Below are 17,741 nucleotides of genomic sequence, written 5' to 3' on the forward strand. Positions count from 1 at the left end.
CCGCACCGATCGTTCGGATGTTCGAAAGGTCAGGAAATAGAGGGTGGCGCGCGCGCTTGCGCGTGCGAGCCGGCGCGGGAACCGAACCGCTCCGTTGTGAATTCGACCCAGACCACGCGCGCGTGCCGGCGTTCGAAGACGACGGCGTCGGCGGTTTGCGGTACATCGACCGGCGCACCGGTCTGGAGCACGCTGCAGACCGAACAGCAACCATCGTGCGCGCGATGCCCGGTCTGGTCGCTCTGGCCGGTGGAGGCATCTGCATTGCCGTGACAGATCACGGCCGCGGCGATCGGATCGGAGGCCGCGATGCTGGCCGCCCAGCATGCGCCGATCGGTGCGAAAATCTGCACCAACAAGGCGATCAGGACTATGGGTAGGAACTTTTTCAGCCGCGCGCGCATTGCAAACCCATCCGGGTCAAGAACTAATCACCGAGAGAGTCCGAAGTCGAGATCGGGTTTCCGGTTTATCCGCTTGTGTTGCGCAAATAACCCGGCGTTTTGGATGCGTTCCAGCCGATCGAGGCGGCGATTCCGGCCCTCCGCGCCCGTGACCCAGTACGGGTACTGACCCTGCGCCACAAGGAATAGTGGTGCAATTCCAATCATTTCGCAGATTGCTGGAATTTTGAACAATCGTTGCTGAAAATGGTGACAAGTGGAAAAAGATAGTCTACATGTGCTGGCTCAGGCTGGCCGAAAGGTTGAAGTCTGGTGGTCCAAGTCTCGGGAGGAGCCCTGACGCGCACAAGCAGCGTCGCCTCGTCAATCAAGATCAAACCCAAATTTTCGAGGTAAAAGGGTCGACACAATTTTTGAGCAGGGCTCCGTGCCCTGCTCTTTTTTTTTGAGTCTTTTGTTTTGACGCGTTTTCTTCACGCGAACCGCAGCCCGCTTCGGTTGAAAACGCTCTAGAATCGTTTCTCTAAATCGTTCCAAGAGTCTCCGAACCGCGTACGCCTCATGATCGCGTCCAATCCGATCGAGCGAAGCTTTGAGATCGCAGCCGCCCGCTGCGCGGATCTGACGCCGCTGGTCTATCGCCGCCTGCACAGCGAACATCCCGAAACACAAACGATGTTCCGGACCGAGGGCAGCGAGCTGGTCAAGGGCTCGATGCTGGCGCTGACGATCGATGCGATCCTGGATTTCGCAGGTCCCCGCACCGGCCACTTCCGCATGATCGAGTGCGAGATTTCCTCGCATGACGCCTACGGTACGCCGCGCGACCTGTTCATCGCATTCTTCGGCGTGATCGCCGGGACCCTGCGCGAAATCCTCGATCAAGACTGGTCGCCTGAGATCGATGCTGCATGGCGGAAATTACTCGATGAGATCGAGCAGCTGGTCTTGCAGCGCACAAGCTAGGACGGCTTCCACTCAACTTGCTCGATCGATTCTGCACCCTCAGCGATGACGTGATCAGCGAACGGGTAGCGCGTGCGCGACGAGTGTGAGACACTGCGGGCATCCGCGGTGCGTGCAACGCCCTCGGTCATAAAAATGAAAGCGAGGGAGCAAGCAATGTCAGGGACGGACAAATCCTCTACGACCAGGCGTGATCTTCTTCAGTCGGCGGCGTTCGCCGGCGCAGCGACTGCGCTGTTCGGCGGTTTGGGCGTGAGCCCGGCGCTCGCGCAGGCCGCACGTTCCGAAAAACCGCTGAAGGCCGCGTTCTCCAACGCCGGCCTGCAGGCCACCTGGTGCGCGCAGGGCAAGCAGGCCGCGGAATGGTGGGGCAAGCTGTTCAACGTCGAGGTCACCTGGTTCGACGGCCAGCTCGACGCCGTCAAGCAGCGCGCCGCGATCGACAACATGGCGTCGCAAAAATGGGATTTCGTCGCCATCCAGGCGTTCGGCATCGGCACCCTGACCCAGCCGGTGCAGAAGATGATCAGCGCCGGCACCCCGGTCATCGACATGGACACGCTGATCGCACCGCTCGACCAGATCAACGTCCACTCCTTCCTCGCCCCCGACAATGAATTTATGGGCGCTTCGGTGACGCAGGCGCTCTGCAATGCCATGGGCGGCAAGGGCAAGATCATCATGACCCAAGGCGCCCTCGGCCACACCGGCGCGCAAGGCCGCGCCAAGGGCTTCAATACGGTCGTCAAGCAATTCCCGAACATCGAGGTGCTCGATACCCAGCCCGCCGATTGGGACGTCACCAAGGCCGCGCGTCTGTGGGAGACCTATCTGACAAAATACCCGCAGATCGACGCCGCCTTCTTCCACAATGACGACATGGCGCTCGCCGCCTACAACATCATGAAGGCGCGCAACCGCACCAACATCCTGATCGGCGGCGTCGATGCCATGCCGCCGGCGATCCAGGCCGTCAGCGAAGGCCGGATGTTCGCCACCGTCCGCAATCCTTCGTGCCGTATCCATGGCGGCGCCATCGTCGCGGGCGTCGCCGCGGTGACCGGGGGCGAGAAGAGCGGTCAGGGCATTCCGAAGCACGTGATAACGGACGGCCCGGTCGTGACCAAGGCCAACGCCGCGGGCATGCAGTGGATGGAGAATCATTTCCTGATCTGAAGCCTGATGATTCCGCAACGCGCACCCATCCTCGAACTGCGAGGGATCACCAAAGCCTTCGGCGGCGTCGAGGCGCTTCGCGGGGTCGATTTTGCGCTGTTCGCCGGCGAGATCCATGGTCTCGTCGGCGAAAACGGCGCGGGAAAAAGCACGCTGATGAAGATCATCGCCGGCGTGCACGCGGAATTCTCCGGCCATTTTGCACTGGATGGGAAGGACACCCGTTTCCGTTCGACCCGCGACGCGCATGCGGCCGGCATCGCCATGGTCCATCAGGAGCTGAGCGTCGCCCCTGATCTGTCGGTGGCCGAAAACGTCTTTCTCGGCACCCAGCCGACCAACCGCTTCGGCCTCGTACAGTGGCGGCGCATGGCGCGCGAGGCCGGCGAGCAGCTCGCCAAATTCGGCATCGACGTCGATCCAATGTCGCGGCTCGGCGACCTGCCGATCGGCATGCAGCAGTTGATCGAGATCGCCCGCGTCCTGTTCTCGGGCGCCCGCATTGTCATTCTCGACGAGCCGACCTCCGCCCTCTCGCCGCCTGAGGTCGAGCGCCTGTTCGCGACGCTGCGGCGGCTGCGCGACGAGGGTTGCGCTATCGTCTTCATCTCGCATTTCATCGAGGACATCCTGCGCGTCTCCGATACGGTGACGGTGTTCCGCAACGGGCGGAAAGTCGCCGAGACGGAATCCGCCGCGACCAGCAAGGCCGCGCTGATCGAAGCCATGATCGGCAAGGGCAGCGAGGCGCTGGGCGAGACCTATACCGACGACATCATGCTGCCGCCGCCAACCGATCGTCCGGCGGTGCTGAAGGCGGACGAGCTCACGCTCGCCCGCAGCCTGCAGGACGTTTCGTTCGAGGCCCGCGGCGGCGAAGTTTTGGGCATCTACGGCTTCATGGGCTGCGGGCAGCTCGAGCTGGCGCGAATCCTGTTCGGCAAGATCAAGCCCGACCGCGGCACGCTGATCGTGGGCGGCGAGCCCAAGACCTTCGCCAGCACCGCGGCGGCGCGGCGCGCCGGCGTCGCCTTTGTTCCCGAGAGCCGCCGCGCCATGCTGTTCCACCAGGAGCCGGTCTACAAGAACATCTCGATCAGCGTGCTGGGCCGGATCTCTGCCCTGTTGCTCAAGCCCGCACGCGAGCGCTCGATCGCTGCGCGCCAGGTCGAACAGTTGCAGATCAGGCCCGCGGCCGTCGAACTCGAACTCGGCATGCTGTCCGGCGGCAATCAGCAGAAGGTGGCGTTGGCGAAATGGCTGAGCTATCCGCCGCGCCTTTTGGTGCTGTGCGAGCCGACGCGCGGCATGGACGTCGGCGCCAAGAACGACGTCATCAACATCGTCAGAGATCTGCGCGCCAAGGGACTGGCCGTGATCGTGCTTTCGACCGAACCGGAGACGGTGCTGTCGCTTGCCGACCGCATCATCGTCCTCAAGCGCGGCGCGGTGGTGCGCGAATTCACTCACGAGATGGTCAGCAAGGACCGCCTGCTGCAAGCGGCTTGAGGAGAACTTTGAATGGCGAGCAGTGAAAGCGCGACAGTCCCGGCGGATCGCAAGCGGCCGCGCAGCGTCGGCAGGTTCCTGCGCTCGCAGATGCGCAACATCGCGCCGTTCCTGACGCTGATCTGCCTGACCGGCTTCTTTGCCGCCGCCAGTCCATCGTTTGCGACGCTCGACAATTTCGGCAATATCCTGACCCAGGTCTCGGTGACCGGCATCATCGCCGTCGGCCTCACCTTCGTGATCCTGTGCGCCGAGATCGACCTGTCGATCGCCAGCATCGCCAACGTCACCGGCATCGCGGTCGCCTATTTCACGCTGCAGGAATCCTACGTGAACATCGCCAACGTCCCGATGCCCGGCTGGGCGGCGGTCATGCTGGCGCTCGCGCTCTGCGCCCTGCTCGGTGTCGTCAATGCGTTCGGGCTCACCGTGATCGGCATCCCCTCCTTCATCATGACCCTGGCGATGATGCAGATCGCCGCGGGCATTTCCGCGCTGCTGGTGCGCGGCCAGATTGCCTACAAGGTGCCCGACGTGATCACGACGCTCGGATCGGGATCGATCGGCGGTATCCCCTGCATCGTGATCGTGGCCGCGCTGATGTTGCTCGCCGGCCACCTGGTGCTGACCTACACCCGCTTCGGCCGCTACGTTTACATGGTCGGCGGCAACCGCGAGGCGGCGGAATATTCCGGGCTCAACGTCAAGCTCATCCTCGGCAGCGTGATGGTGATCGCGGCGGTCTGCTCGGGGATCGGCGGCATGCTCGGCGTCGCCCATTTCGGCAGCGCGCAGCAGAACGAGTTCGACACCTACCTGCTCGACTCGATCGCCGCCGTCGTGGTCGGCGGCACCAGCCTGTTCGGCGGCCGCGGCGGCATCGGCAACACCATCGTCGGCCTGTTCGTGCTCGGCGTCCTCAACAACGGCCTCGACCACGTCAACATCGACAGTTTTCTGAAGATCCTGATCCGCGGCCTGATCCTGCTCGCAGCGCTGGTGATCAACGTCTATGCGCAGCGGCTGCGGGAAAGGTCGGTTGATTGAAGGCAGCGTTCCAGGCCGCGAACCCATAAATCTGCCGAGGGCGGACTTCTTGCCAGAGTCCGCATTGCGTCCCGTGGACGCGACGGGTCGGTCATCTCGCCACGAAATCATCCGCGTCAAAGTCATCGTATTGTCAGCGCAAAAATTCGAGGCGCGCTTCCAATCCGCCGCCATCACGATTGGCGAGCGTGAGCGTCCCGAGAAGCGCGCTGGTAAGTTGCTGGGCGATGGCAAGGCCAAGCCCGGTGCCGCCGGTTTCGCGATTGCGCGAAGCCTCGACCCGATAAAACGGCAAGAATACCGACTTCAGATGCTCGTCGGGAATACCGGGGCCCCGGTCCGATACGGTGATCGTGATGCCGTTCGACCGCTGCGCATCGATGGCGACTTCGACATCCTCGCCGAATTTCAGGCCGTTATCGATCAGGTTGATCATGATGCGGCGCAAGGCCTGCGGGTGCGTGAGAATCGTCACCCCGCGTTCTCCGGAAAAGCGAAGAGATTTTCCGGCGTCGGAATAGTCGCAGACGAGGCTGTCGATAAGGGCATGCAGGTCGGTCTGACACCGCTGCTTGCTGAGCTCGTCGCGTCCGCGGGCCAGGGCAAGACCCTGCTTGACGAGCGTCTGCATTTCCTGCAGGTCGCCCTGCAGCCTTTCCTTGGCGTCGCTGTCACCCAGGAAATCAGCGCGCAGCCGCATGCGCGTGATCGGAGTCTGAAGACGGCGCGCTATCCCCGCCAGAATCTGGATCCGCTCCACAGCCTGCCCGGCAATGCGTCGCTGCATGGCGTTGAATGCGGTAGCGGCGCGCGCCACTTCCTTCGGACCATCCTCCGGGAGCAACTCGCCGCGCAGATCCGAACCCAGGCTGTTGGCCGCGCGCTCGAGGCGCACCAGCGGTTGTGTCGCGAGCTTCACGGCAATCCAGGTGAGGAACGCGAGAGCAAAGAGTTGAACGGCGAACGCCGTCGGCAACCAGGGCGAAATCACCGTCCTCTGTGCGACGAATTCGACCATCAACGGGCTGCCGTCCTTCAGGTGAACGAGCCAGCCCAGCCGCCGTCGATTCAGTGGATCGAGGTAGAAGATAGATTTCGCGTCGTGGCCGGCCCCTAGCATGGCCCTCAAACGCGCCAGGCGCTCTTGTCGTCGTTTGGATGGCGCCGCTTCTATCTCTCCCCCACCTCCGAGAACGTACCGATATGTAGGTCGACTGAGACGTTCGAGCCAGGCGGACCGTTCTTCGGTCTTGACCCGGTCGAGGATAGCGACCGTGGTCGCGATGTACCTGATGAAATAGTCATCCCCTATCTCGCGGCTGAGGCCGAAGACATTAAAGGCAACCAGACCAAAGGACAGCACATGTGTAGCCAGGAGACCGCCGAACAGGATGATCGCCAGCCGGCGGAACAGTGAGTCCGGCCAAAGACGCGCCGCCGTACGCCGAAAACGGGCGCTCATGACGGCTCCCGCAATGCTTCGACGGCGACATGCGCGGTGGCCCCGGGGCCAATGTCGTCGTACTCCCGCGCCAGGGCAAGGCCCTGTTTGACGAGCGTCTGCATTTCCTGCAGGTCGCCCTGCAGCTTTTCCTTGGCGTCGCTGTCACCCAGGAAATCAGCGCGCAGCCGCATGCGCGTGATCGGAGTCTGAAGATCGTGCGAGATCGCCGCCAGAATCTGGATCCGTTCCGCGACCTGCTCGGCAATGCGGCGCTGCATGGCGTTGAACGCGGTAGCCGCGCGCGCCACTTCCTTCGGACCATCCTCCGGGAGCGGCTCACCGCGCAAATCCGAACCCAGGCTGTTGGCCGCGTGCTCCAGGCGCGCCAGCGGTTGCGTCGCGAGCTTTACGGCAAGCCAGACGAAGAATGCGATAATACAGAGTTGAACGGCGAGCGCCGCCGGCAACCATGGCGAAATGGTTGCCCCCTGCCCGAAGATCTCGAGCGTCAGCGGGCTACCGTCCTTCAGATGCATGAGTATGCCCCGTCGCGATCGCGTCGGTGGATCGAGGTAGACAAAATTCGCCTCGTAGGCGGGCCCCAGCAGGGCCCGCAAACGCGCGATGTTTGCTTGCCGTCGTTTGGGTGGCTCCGCTTCCAGCTCTCCCCCATCTCTGAGAACGTATCGATAGTGCAGTCGAGAGATGCGGTCGAGCCAAGCGGGTCTTTCTTCAGGCTTGACGTAGTCCAGGATAGCGACCGAGTCCGCGACGTCCACGGCAGCAAATTTATTCCCCAGTTCGTCTTCGATAGCCATGTGGTCGAGGACAATCAAAACGAAGGCTAGCACATGTGCAGCTACAAGGCCGGAAAACAGAATCATCGCCAGCCGGCCGAACAGGGAGCCCGGCCAAAGACGCGCCGCCATACGCCGAAAACGGGCGCTCATGACCGCTCCGGCAATGCCTCGACGGAGACTGCAAAGACGTAGCCTTCGCTACGCACCGTCTTGATGTAGGACGGCTCCCGGGCGTCGTCGCGCAATCGCTGGCGAAGGCGGCTGACAAGAAGGTCGATTGACCGATCGTAGACTTCGGTCTCACGGCCTTGCGTCAGGTCGAGCAGCTGATCGCGATTGAGGACATGTTGAGGGTGATCGAGAAACACGCGCAACAATCGGTATTCGGCGCCACTCAACGAGACCACGGTTTCGTTGGAGTCGACCAGGAAACGCCCGGTCGTATCGAGCTTCCATTCGCCGAAGCGAAAGAGGCGGGCTTTTTCCGATGCCGCAAGGTTGCGGGGCAGCATCTCGGCCCTGCGCAAAACCGAGCGGATTCGTGCGAGCAGCTCGCGCGGGGCAAACGGCTTCGTGAGATAGTCGTCCGCCCCCATCTCAAGGCCGACGATACGGTCTGCTTCATCGCCGCGCGCCGTCAGCATCAGGATCGGAATGTCATAGGGTTGATTTGCGCGCAAGTTGCGACAGAGCGTGAGGCCGTCGTCCCCGGGCAGCATGAGGTCAAGCACGATCAGATTGACCCGGTGGTTTGCGAGAACCTCGCGCATCTGCCGGCCGTTGGCCACCGTAGTGACCCGATAGCCGTTGCCGACAAAATATCGGTCCAGCAGTTCGCGCAAACCCAAGTCATCGTCGACGACGAGAATGTGGTCCGAATTGCCCATACACGCCATAGTACCCAACCGGCGAGGCAAGCGACATCCTATTTTGTAACGTAATGTATCGACCCGCCGGCCTGACATGGAAAATTTCAAAATGGGCACAAACGGAAATTCGCGAGACACATCGGACACTTCCAGTTGGGGCTTCTCGTCTTTTTTGGAGGCGGTGTCGATGAACCTGGACAAGGACATGCTCGCCTTGCCCGCCGAGGCCAAATTGAGCGCGCCCGCGCCGTCCTGGGACGGCATTAATGTCCGGATTTGGGAGAACGTCTCATGAGAATGTCGTCAAGCCTATTTGCACCCTCAGCTGTCGCGATCCTGTCAACGGCATTGTTGTGCGGCCTGAGCGGTACGGCAATGTCGCAAACCGCAACGGGCTCAACCACCCCGCTTCCTGCCGTCACGGTCGACGCGCCGAAGCAGGTGGCAAGGCCGCTTCGGCCGGCGGTAAGGTCACAAAGGCCCGCTCGGGTGGCACACACGGTTGCATCTCCCCGGAGATCGCCAGCCGCGGCAATACGATCGACTTCGCCAGGTGCCATACTGGCGGGGCCAGGTACAACCATGGAGAAGCTTGCCGCGTTCGAGAAAATCTCCAACAATTGCAACGATGGTTGCCAAACAAGTTTCAAGTACGGCAACCAACCCTGGAATGGATGCTCGGTGTCGGGGGGGGTTCCGCCTCCTTTTTCGCCAACGTGCAGAAACGTACACAACTACAAAACCTATGCTGAGTGCCAGAACAGCAGACTGTTTTTGGGTGGGAGCAACGCTGGCGCCTGGTGGTATTGCAGCAGCCTGCTCGCCGGAGGGAAGTTGGCCGGGGAGAAGCCTCAGGTCGCAGAACTCAAGCGATCAGGGCGTCGCTAGTCCATACCGCCCGCTGGCTGCGCAAGTCTGGCCAAGTCCGCAATCCGCCGAAAGCGGAAGTAGATTACGCTTGGCCAGCCGCTAGCCTTTACCCACCGAATCCTGCTCGCGGCGCTGGTGATCAACGTCTATGCGCAACGGCTGCGGGAAAGGTGCATTCCAGGCCGTGAACCCAAATCAACACGCGGGTTGCGACAATGCGTCTCTCCTGTGCGCGGGAGAGAAGAATCGCGAACGATTGAGGGGCCTGCCTCGCTCGGAGACAGACCCCTCAACCGCTTCTCTCGGGAAGAGAGTCGTTAGAACACCTTGTCCACCGGCAGGCCGAGCGCCATCGAGCCGGCATATTGCGCCTGCGGGCCGGCCTGCAGCGGGTGGTAGCGGGCGGCCTGGATGTCGCGGAAGCGGCGCTCCAGTCCGGTGGCACGGTAGAAGCCGGCGCCGCCGGCGAGCTCCATCGCAAGCTCCACGGTGGCAATGGCGTGGCGCGCGACGAGCGTGCGGCCCGTCATCACCTGATTGATGGTCTCGGCCGAAGGCGCATCGAGCCGCACCGCCGCCAGCATGTGTTCGCGGGCAAGGCGCGCACCAGCCAGTTCGGTGTCCATGCGGCCGGCGAGCTGGATCATGTGGTTGTCGACCTTCTTCTTTTTCGCGACACCAACCGCGATGTCGCGGGCGCTCTCGGCGACGCCGAGATAGACCGAATAGATCAGCGGGAACGCGATGGTTGCGATGATCTGGAACAGCGGATGCCATTCGCCGGCCTTGCGCTTCACCGCGACGGCGGCCTCCGGCACCACATGGCCGTCGATCATGACGTCGTTGGAGCCGGTGCCGCGCATGCCGAGCGTGCGCCAGTTGTCCATCACCTTCACCTGCGGCGAGTTCATCGGCAGACCGAAGTGCAACACCTGCGCCGGTTCGCCTTCGCTCTCCAGCACGGCGGTGGTCATGAACAGGTTCGCGGCTGGTGAGCCGGAGGCAAACCTTGCGCGCGGTGATGCGATAGCCGCCGTCGACCTTCTCGGCCTTGCCGGAGCCGCCGATCCAGTCGCTGCCGCCGCTCGACAGCAAAAAGATGCGCTCGGCAGCGATGCGCTTGAGCAAGGGCTCGACGGGCGCCGCCTTCTGCACCTTCCAGCGCCAGGCGGGAATTGCGACCTGATGGGTGTGCATGGAAAACGCCAGCGCGGTAGAGCCGCAATGCTGGCCGAGGATGCGCAGCATTTCGGCGAGCTCATCGATACTGGCGCCGCCGCCGCCAAGCTCAGTGGGCACGCCGGCCTCGACCAGGCCCGCTTCCTTCAGCGCGGCAAAATTCTCGGCGACGAACTGGTCCTCGTCGGTGGCGGTGGCGGTGGCGGCGCGCTCGGCGAAGATGGGGCCGAGCTCGCGGGCGATCTCGACGGGGCTGCGGTGCGTTGTCGCATCGACGGCGCGTGCTGCGTTGCTGCTCATGGTGATCCCTCCATTCATTGGGACATTCGCCGGTAAGCGAGATGTCTAATGCCCCGGAAACTAGGCCCGGGCGCAAGATCCCTCCAGTTCAGGAAGTGTACTGCCGCGCCGGCGATGCCCCACAAGCAAAACAGCCCACTGTAAACACTGGATTATTCGCTTCCATGTGACAGCCGACAGGCTAGAGCGGTATAGTATCTGTACTGCCCCCGCGCGTGCATGAGGAGATTCCCGTTGCCCGACATAAGCGAACGCGGAAGCTACGGGCAGTTCTGCCCGGTGGCGATGGCGTCAGAGATCTTCTGCAACCGCTGGACCGCGCTGGTGCTGCGCGAATTGCTCTGCGGCACCACGCGCTTCAACGAACTGCGCCGCGGCGTGCCGCGGATGTCGCCGACACTGCTGTCGAAGCGGCTGAAGGAGCTGGAAGAGGCCGGCGTGATCGTCCCGGTGCCAACCGGTCAGCACGGCGTGGTGGACTACAAGCTGACCGAGGCGGGCGAAGATCTGCGCGGCATCGTCATGTCGCTCGGCTTCTGGGGGCAGCGCTGGGTCGAGTCGACGCTGTCGCTGAAGAATCTCGATCCCGGGCTGTTGATGTGGGACATGCGGCGCAACCTGCAGCCGACGCCGCTGCCGCCCCGCCGCACCACCATCAACTTCATCTATCCGGAGATGCGGCCCGACCGGAAATCATGGTGGCTGGTGGTCGATCGCGAGAAGGTCGACCTCTGCCTCACCGATCCCGGCTACGACGTCGACCTCTATGTCAGCTGCCCCCTGCGCTCCATGACCGCGGTGTGGATGGGCGTCGCCAAGCTCAACAGCGAAGTCGAGGCCGGCCGCATCAAGGTCACCGGCGATAGCTCGATCGCCAAATCGATGCAGCAATGGCTGGGACTCAGCCCCTTCGCGCAGGGGCAAAGGGCTGTGGTGTAGCTGGAAGCGGGCCGTTACGGTTAGAACCGGAGGGTCCTTCTTGTTCGGCTTATCCTGAGCCTGTTCGGCGGCCGCGGCGGCATCGGCAACACCATTGTCGGCCTGTTCGTGCTCGGCGTCCTCAACAACGGCCTCGACCACGTCAACATCGACAGCTTCCTGAAGATCCTGATCCGGGGCCTGATCCTGCTCGCGGCGCTGGTGATCAACGTCTATGCGCAGAAGCTGCGGGAGCGGACGGTGGAATGACGGCGGCATTCCAGGCCGTGAACTCATAGATCTGCCGAGGGCGGACTTTTTGCCAGAGTCCGCATTGCGTCGATGGCTCGACGTCGTCGGCACGGACTGACATGTCCGCAAAGTGAAGTGACGCCTACCTTACGTTGTCGTAAAGTGTAGATTGCTCTGCGTTTGGTGCTGGGCACTGGACGGAACATGCGCAACTTGCTGATGATACTTGTGGCGGTATTGATGAACGGGATGCACGGCGCTCAGGCCCAGTCACTCACCGTCGATCCCGAGTCGATCGTCCCGCTGCCAGACAAGTTCGACATGGAGACACCGGCACCCGACGTGCCGCCTGAGATTGCCCGCTTTCAGGGCGCATGGATTGGCACTTGGCACGACGACAGGCATATCCTCGTAGTCGAGCGCGTCAAACCTGACGGACATGCGAAAGTCGTTTTCGCGCAGTCGGACTCCGCCTTTTACGGCATGAATCGAGAATGGTGGCGCGACGAGGCGACGATCGTCGACGGCGTGCTGACGATGACAGGATTTCGTACCTTCCGTTACGCCTTCGACGGTTCGGACCGGCTGTACATGACTGCAACGCTGAAGTCGGGCGGCGTTACCTCTGGAGCAATGGTCCGTACCGACGCGGCTCGCTTGGCCGCGGGGCAACGGCCCGTCGATTGGCCATGGCCCGGCGAGCGGGTGCGGAGTCCGCACCTCATCGTTCGGACGCCCGATGGCGCACGGCCGATCATGTTGGAGGCGACGTTCTACCCGCCGACCGGCCCTGGCCCGGCGCCGCTTGCGATCTTCACCCACGGGTCCGATGTAGGCCGGAATCAGCTAAGGACCTGGTCGTTCTCGACCGAGGCGCATTGGCTTCGCGACAATGGTTTTGCCGTGCTGGCGCTGATGCGCCGAGGACGTGGCAGATCCGAAGGGATCAACGGCGAGGAAGACTTCGGACGTGCTAACGACGGTAGCCTCGTCGATGTCTCGGCGGGCGTCGCACAAGCCGTTGAGGACCTCGAGTCGGCGATTGCCTACGGCCGCACGTTGCCCGGCGTTCGGCCAGGACCGGTGCTGGTCGCTGGCCAATCACGCGGCGGCTTTCTTGCCATGCACTATGCCGGCCTCAAGCCCGGAGAGGTGATGGCCGTCGTGAATTTCACTGGTGGCTGGTACCCCTACGGGCCGGTGACCACACCGTATTATGCGAAGGCAGGCCGCGGCGCTGCGGAGAAGGTTCCGCAGCTCTGGCTTTATGCCGACAGCGACAAACTCTACCCCGAAGCCCTGATCCGCGAATACTACCAAGCGTTCACCGCAGCTGGGGGCCGTGCGCGCTTTGAACTTCTCCACGACGTTCCTGGTGACGGCCATCTGCTGCGACTTTATCCCAGCCGATGGCGACCGATCGCGGACGAATTCTTGGCTTCCCTCAGTCGCCAGCGCCCCTGACCGGCTCAATCCAGAGTTCGGTCGATGTCTGAAACGGGTCAATTGCGCCACTCTTACGGCTGTCTGATGACGGTGCGAACCTGGTCGAGGGCTTTCGCCGAGCTGATATCTTTGTCGATCATATCTTGAAGGACGCCCCCTATTCGGGAATACCGGCCTTGATCAAGCCCTCCGCGAACACCTCGCAATGGGCGAAGCCGCGCAGATTGTTGCGCAGCACGCCCACCCTCAGCGGTGGCCCGACCTTGTTGCGGCGGGCGGTGAATTCCTCCGCCTCTTCGATCAGGCCGAGATGCCCGCAGCAGCTGATGAGCGCATTGTAGTGCCCGGCGAATTCGGCATCGGCGGCGACCGATGCCCGGACATATGGCAGCGCCTCCGCAAAGCGCCGCGCCGCGAGCAACGCCAAACCGTGGATCGTGGTGTAAAGGCCGGCAAAGGAATCCAATGGGCTCATGCGAAGCGCTTTTGCAGTTTCGGCGATCGCATCATCGAAGCGACCCGCCCGCAACAACGCCCAGCCATAAGCCGTGCGCGCGAGCGCGAAGCTGGGATTGAGGTTGAGGGCGGCCTGGTGTTCGGCCAGCGCGCGCTGGTGTTGGCAGGAGGTGCTCAAGTTGAGGCCGACGGTCATGTGGGCCCACGGCTCGCCCTGGTCGAGGCGTAGCGCCTCCTGGGCGTGCAAGGCGCTCTGCCTGTAGCCCTCGGAGCGGTCTTCAACGTAATAGTAGAGCGTGGCCCACCAGATCGCCCAGCTGAGCGTGGCGTGCGCTCGCGCATAGTTCGGGTCGATCTCTATGGCGCGGCGCAGCAAGCGTTGCGCCTCTTCATTGTGCTTGCGGCCAAACTTGTTAATGAGGTCGATGGCGCGGACCACGAGTCCCCAGACATCGACGCTTTCAGGCGGCTGTCGGGTGGCACGATAGCCCTCCTGGGCGTAGAGGTGCGGCTCGATCGCGGCAACGATGTTTTCCGTAATCTCGTCCTGGACCGTGAAGATGTCGTGCAGTTCACGATCGTATTTCTCCGCCCAGATGTGCTTGGCCGTCTCCCCATCGATGAGCTGGCCCGTGATGCGGATGCGCTGGCCAGCCGTGCGTACGCTGCCCTCCAGGACGTAGCGCACGCCCAGATCGCGGGCGATTGTCCTCACATCGACGGCTTTGTCTTTGTAGACAAAGGCCGAATTGCGGGCGATGACGAAGAGCCAGCGAAGCCGGGACAGCGCCGTGGTGAGATCCTCGGTGACGCCGTCCGCGAAGTACGCGCGCTCCGGATCGTCACTGAGGTTCGTGAACGGCAGGACCACGATGGACGGCCTGTCCGGCAATGGCAGAGCTGGCGGAGCCGACGCGGCAGCGGCCAGGCCGACGTTGACCCGAAATACCTGCAACGGATCAGCGATGTTTTTCAAACGCTGCTCACCCATATCAGCGTACTGGGCGGCGATCTTACCCTTGACCTGTTCGTATGCGGAACGCGACAAGCAGATTCCGCCGGGTTCAGCAATTCCTTCGAGTCGCGCTGCGATATTGACACCATCGCCCAGAATGTCATCGCCCTCGACCAGCACCTCGCCGAGATTGATGCCGATGCGGTATAGCACGCGCTGTTCCGCGATCAGCTTGGCGTTGCGTCGGGCCATTAGCTTCTGCACTTTGATCGCGCATTCGACCGCTGCCACCACCGATGGGAACTCAATGAGCACGCCGTCGCCCATGGTCTTGAAAATCCGTCCGTCGTGCTTTCCGACGATCGGCCGCATTGCCGCTAGATGGTCACGCAAGCGGCGCGCTGTCCCTGCCTCGTCCAAGCCCATGAGTCGGCTGTAACCAGCCACATCGGCGGCAAGGATCGCTGCAAGCCTGCGTTCGACCCGCTGCTGTGCCATGGACTGCTCTCCAGGCTACGGCTTGCGGCACTGTACCACAATGAGCGCACGGCTATCACCACGGGGGCGATATCTGGTTCTGCCGCCGCGATTATGGAGGTATGTCTGTTATGGGTCATTCGCAACCGGGTCGAACCAGCAGCAAGTCCGCAATCCGCCGAAAGCGGAAGTGGACCACGCCCTAGCCAGCCGCTCGTCCTTACCCACCGAGATCCGGCCGCCAGTCGCGCATTTCTCGTGCCGCTTTCGTCACATCGCCGATCGTGGGGAATGAGGACGATTCCACCATCATGGCACGCGCCAGCCGCAGGCTTCGCGCCTCGCAGACGGCGCGAAGCTTCGGATCCTCGATCAGTTCGAAGTCGATATTGTGTGCGAGACCGAGTATCCGGCGGATGATCTTGGCCGCAGCAAACCCGACGGTGTCGCCAAACAGCTGCGCCATATAGGCCTGCCGCTCGGCCTCGAGCCGCGCCGCACCATCAGTGCCGGCAAACAGCGATGCCGGATAGGCATCGCCCTTCGCTTCGGTGCGCCACAATTCGACGAATTTTCGCGCGAATTCCGTCCATACGCCCTCGACCGTCTGCAGCAGCCACGCTTCGAAGGCGCGCCGGTCGCCGGGCGAGGTTTCGTGACCGCTGGAGGCGAGATAGGCCATGAGGAGATTGCCGATCACGGCGCCGATATCGAACCCCATCGGCCCATAGAACGCGAATTCGGGATCGATCACCTGCGTCTCGCGCTCGGTCACCATGATCGAGCCGGTATGAAGGTCGCCGTGGATCAGCGCTTCCGGCGAGGCCATGAACTTCAGCTTGAGCCGGGAGATCGCGACGTGCAGGTCGAGATCCCCGCGAAAGCGCGCCGCGGTCGCATCCAGCCAGGGCTGTGTCCAGCGGTTCTGTTCGGCGACGCGGTATGGATCGGTGAAGATCAGGTCCTCGGTAATCTTGCACAGCGCATGATTGCCGGCAAAGGCGGCAACGCCCTCCTTCTTTTCCGCGGCGGGGACCGCGAGATCGGAGCTGAAGAACAGCGTTCGCGCCAGAAAGGTCGTGATGTCGTCGACGAAGCGCGGATAAGTGGTTCCGGCCACCAATCCCTTGCGCATGATGATATGCGGCTCAAGAAACTCCATCGCGATCAGCGCAAGCGCTTCATCGTGGTGGAGGACCGCCGGCACCAGGGCGGGCGCCAGCCGGGCCTGATGGGTGAGCGCGAGATGTTCGTAGTGCGAGCGCGACAGCGGCAGCGGCCAGCTCTCGCCGACCAGGCGCACATAGGGCAGCGCCTGCTTGACGGCGATGCTGCCAGCCCCGTCGCGCACGATGAAGACGAGGTTGAGATTGCCGTCGCCGACCTCGCTGATCGACCAGGTGGCCGGCGCACCGCCAAGCTGGCTTGCGATCGAGGGAAGCTGCGCGAGATAGTCGCGCAGATCGGCTTCGCGCAGAATTCGGTATTGGTCCGGTCGGGAGGTGTTTTTGGATCGCTCGTCCGAGATCATCCGCAGTTGCCTCCAGTGCCGAAAACCGAGTTTGGGTCCTAGTCCCGCTCAAGGAAGTTGGAACCGATATCGGCCTTTTTCTTGATCGGATCGTAGTCGCAATAGACGCTGTCGGCGACCAGTGTGTAGCTCGCGATGATCGTATCCTTGTTGAGCTTGACCGAATTCAGGCCGATCGCCGCGGTCTGTTTGCCGCCATTCCATTTGAACGGCGTCGAGCTCTGCGCTTTCTCGCAGGCTACGACCGCGTCGGGAAAGACCGCCTGCTCGACGAAGGCTTTCACCGTTCGAAGCTGCGTCTGCGTCTTCCAATTCATGTAGAACGACCCGCCAAGGCCGGCGGCGAGCAGGATCACCAGAGCAATCATGATGCGTTGAAAAGTCATTTCTGTTCTCCCGCCAAGCTAGTGCCTGGCCTCGCCGCGCCGCAAAATTTGCATTGACGCGCCCCTAGAACGGCGTCCCCATCAGCTTGGCCAGCCGCTCGATATTAAAGAATCCCTGATAATAGGCCCACATCGCGATGGCGAAAATGACCGCCGATATGATCGTGGTCCAGATCAGCTTGCGGCCCATCCGCGCCAGGACCGGCGCGCCGGGATCGGTGCCGGGGGGGCCCTCGCCGTCCTCGTGCTGGCTGCGCACGCCGAACGGCAGCGTCACGAACAGCACGACCCACCACAACACGAAGTAGATCGCGAACATCGTCGAGATGTTGTAGGCCATAAGGGTTCAGGCCTGTTCTATTTCGACGAGCGCGCCGGAAAAATCCTTCGGATGGAAAAACAGCACCGGCTTGCCGTGGGCGCCGATCTTGGGCACGCCGTCGCCGAGCACGCGCGCGCCCTCGCTGATCAGCTTGTCGCGCGCCACGATGATGTCGGGCACGTCGTAGCAGATGTGATGGATGCCGCCGTCGGCGTTGCGCTCGACGAATTTGGCGATCGGCGAGGCGTCGCCGAGCGGCTGGATGAACTCGATCTTGGTATTGGGCAGCGTCACGAACACAGTGATGACGCCGTGCTCCGGCAACGGCACCGCGCCGGAGATTTCAGCGCCGAACGCGCCGCCATAAATCCTGGCCGCCTTCTCGGCGTCCTTGACCGCAATCGCGACATGATTGAGCCGGCCCAGCATCGTTG

17 protein-coding genes and 1 pseudogene are annotated in these 17,741 nt (G+C 62.7%); 7 read left to right on the plus strand and 11 right to left on the minus strand.

What is annotated here, in order from left to right; all coding sequences use genetic code 11:
* Positions 1–29: 29 nt before the first annotated feature.
* Positions 30–404, minus strand: a complete 375-nt coding sequence (locus tag JQ600_RS11560; protein ID WP_212388906.1) for a DUF2946 domain-containing protein — start codon at positions 402–404, stop codon at positions 30–32.
* 561 nt (positions 405–965) lie between these two features.
* Here JQ600_RS11560 and JQ600_RS11565 point away from each other — a divergent pair.
* The 4 genes from JQ600_RS11565 (at position 966) to JQ600_RS11580 (ending at position 5,102) form a co-directional block, all read left to right on the plus strand.
* Positions 966–1,370 carry a globin gene (locus tag JQ600_RS11565; protein ID WP_212388908.1) on the plus strand — a complete coding sequence of 135 codons (405 nt, stop codon included), beginning with the start codon at positions 966–968 and terminating at the stop codon, positions 1,368–1,370.
* Between the two features lie 156 nt (positions 1,371–1,526).
* Positions 1,527–2,546 (plus strand): sugar ABC transporter substrate-binding protein, encoded by a 1,020-nt coding sequence (locus JQ600_RS11570; RefSeq protein ID WP_212262426.1) that lies wholly within the window; start codon positions 1,527–1,529, stop codon positions 2,544–2,546.
* Between the two features lie 6 nt (positions 2,547–2,552).
* Positions 2,553–4,055: a sugar ABC transporter ATP-binding protein gene (locus JQ600_RS11575; RefSeq protein ID WP_212388910.1), complete on the plus strand. Its 1,503-nt coding sequence runs from the start codon at positions 2,553–2,555 to the stop codon at positions 4,053–4,055.
* A gap of 12 nt (positions 4,056–4,067) precedes the next feature.
* Positions 4,068–5,102 (plus strand): ABC transporter permease, encoded by a 1,035-nt coding sequence (locus JQ600_RS11580; RefSeq protein ID WP_212388912.1) that lies wholly within the window; start codon positions 4,068–4,070, stop codon positions 5,100–5,102.
* A 133-nt stretch (positions 5,103–5,235) separates the two neighbouring features.
* Here JQ600_RS11580 and JQ600_RS11585 read toward each other — a convergent pair whose 3' ends face one another.
* The 5 genes and pseudogenes from JQ600_RS11585 to JQ600_RS36830 all read right to left on the minus strand — a co-directional run.
* Entirely contained in the window at positions 5,236–6,564 is a 1,329-nt protein-coding gene (locus JQ600_RS11585) for an ATP-binding protein (protein ID WP_212388914.1), read from the minus strand.
* Entirely contained in the window at positions 6,561–7,496 is a 936-nt protein-coding gene (locus JQ600_RS11590; RefSeq protein ID WP_212388915.1) for a HAMP domain-containing protein, read from the minus strand. Before JQ600_RS11590 ends, JQ600_RS11585 begins: the two co-directional genes overlap by 4 nt.
* On the minus strand, positions 7,493–8,233 hold the full coding sequence (locus tag JQ600_RS11595; RefSeq protein WP_212389024.1) for a response regulator: 741 nt from the start codon (positions 8,231–8,233) through the stop codon (positions 7,493–7,495). The genes JQ600_RS11590 and JQ600_RS11595 overlap by 4 nt, the downstream gene beginning before the upstream one ends.
* Before the next feature lie 1,169 nt (positions 8,234–9,402).
* Entirely contained in the window at positions 9,403–10,059 is a 657-nt protein-coding gene (locus JQ600_RS36825; RefSeq protein WP_249135841.1) for an acyl-CoA dehydrogenase family protein, read from the minus strand.
* 256 nt (positions 10,060–10,315) lie between these two features.
* Positions 10,316–10,582: pseudogene (locus tag JQ600_RS36830) on the minus strand (hypothetical protein); the annotation flags it as partial.
* Between the two features lie 267 nt (positions 10,583–10,849).
* On the opposite strand from JQ600_RS36830, the gene JQ600_RS11605 reads away from it, so the two are divergent.
* The 3 genes from JQ600_RS11605 (at position 10,850) to JQ600_RS11615 (ending at position 13,198) form a co-directional block, all read left to right on the plus strand.
* Positions 10,850–11,503: a winged helix-turn-helix transcriptional regulator gene (locus JQ600_RS11605; RefSeq protein ID WP_249133054.1), complete on the plus strand. Its 654-nt coding sequence runs from the start codon at positions 10,850–10,852 to the stop codon at positions 11,501–11,503.
* A gap of 108 nt (positions 11,504–11,611) precedes the next feature.
* Complete coding sequence (locus JQ600_RS11610) at positions 11,612–11,752, plus strand: hypothetical protein (RefSeq protein ID WP_283814721.1); 141 nt, start codon at positions 11,612–11,614, stop codon at positions 11,750–11,752.
* 186 nt (positions 11,753–11,938) lie between these two features.
* Positions 11,939–13,198, plus strand: coding sequence for a dienelactone hydrolase family protein (locus JQ600_RS11615; protein ID WP_212489924.1), 1,260 nt, complete (start codon positions 11,939–11,941; stop codon positions 13,196–13,198).
* 139 nt (positions 13,199–13,337) lie between these two features.
* Here JQ600_RS11615 and JQ600_RS11620 read toward each other — a convergent pair whose 3' ends face one another.
* The 5 genes from JQ600_RS11620 to mce form a co-directional block, all read right to left on the minus strand.
* Positions 13,338–15,089, minus strand: a complete 1,752-nt coding sequence (locus tag JQ600_RS11620) for an adenylate/guanylate cyclase domain-containing protein (protein WP_212263530.1) — start codon at positions 15,087–15,089, stop codon at positions 13,338–13,340.
* A gap of 199 nt (positions 15,090–15,288) precedes the next feature.
* Positions 15,289–16,599: an S-methyl-5-thioribose kinase gene (mtnK, locus tag JQ600_RS11625; RefSeq protein ID WP_212388918.1), complete on the minus strand. Its 1,311-nt coding sequence runs from the start codon at positions 16,597–16,599 to the stop codon at positions 15,289–15,291.
* Between the two features lie 38 nt (positions 16,600–16,637).
* Complete coding sequence (locus tag JQ600_RS11630; protein WP_212263532.1) at positions 16,638–16,985, minus strand: hypothetical protein; 348 nt, start codon at positions 16,983–16,985, stop codon at positions 16,638–16,640.
* Positions 16,986–17,049: 64 nt separating this feature from the next.
* The gene (locus JQ600_RS11635) at positions 17,050–17,325 is read right to left on the minus strand and encodes a DUF1467 family protein (RefSeq protein WP_212388919.1); all 276 of its coding nucleotides are present in this window, start codon (positions 17,323–17,325) and stop codon (positions 17,050–17,052) included.
* A 6-nt stretch (positions 17,326–17,331) separates the two neighbouring features.
* Positions 17,332–17,736 (minus strand): methylmalonyl-CoA epimerase, encoded by a 405-nt coding sequence (mce, locus tag JQ600_RS11640; protein ID WP_212263534.1) that lies wholly within the window; start codon positions 17,734–17,736, stop codon positions 17,332–17,334.
* Positions 17,737–17,741: the final 5 nt, after the last annotated feature.

It is taken from the genome of Bradyrhizobium sp. AUGA SZCCT0176, from assembly GCF_018130145.1.
Taxonomy (GTDB): Bacteria; Pseudomonadota; Alphaproteobacteria; order Rhizobiales; family Xanthobacteraceae; genus Bradyrhizobium.